We start from the raw sequence: 316 nt of genomic DNA, 5'->3' as shown, positions 1-316 counted from the left end.
CTGTGGGGGTGTGTTGTGTTTTTTTTTGTTTTGTGTTTTTTTTTTTGTTTTTGTTTTGGGTGGTTTTGGTTTGGGTGGGGGTTGGGGGGGGGGGTGGTGTGGGGGGGGGGGGGGGGGGGGGGTGGGGGGGGGGGGGCGGCGGGTGCTGCGGCGGCGCCGGGCGCGGCCGGGGCCGGAGCGGCCGCGGCGTGGGGAGCCGGTGCGGCGTCGGGGGCAGGCGGGGCAGCCTGCGCCGGGGCTGGGAGCGGTGCCGGTGCGGGGGCCGGGGCCGGCGGGGCGACCGGGGCCGGAGCGGCTACCGGTGCGGCCGGAGCCG

1 protein-coding gene is annotated in these 316 nt (G+C 75.9%); it reads left to right on the top strand.

Annotated elements, in window-relative coordinates:
• The coding region (locus PUR61_RS45035; protein WP_329874659.1) for a hypothetical protein at positions 1–316 on the top strand (316 nt) is incomplete at both ends.

The organism is Streptomyces sp. BE20, assembly GCF_036322525.1.
Taxonomy (GTDB): Bacteria; Actinomycetota; Actinomycetes; order Streptomycetales; family Streptomycetaceae; genus Kitasatospora.
This window is presented reverse-complemented; position numbering and strand designations above follow the sequence as displayed.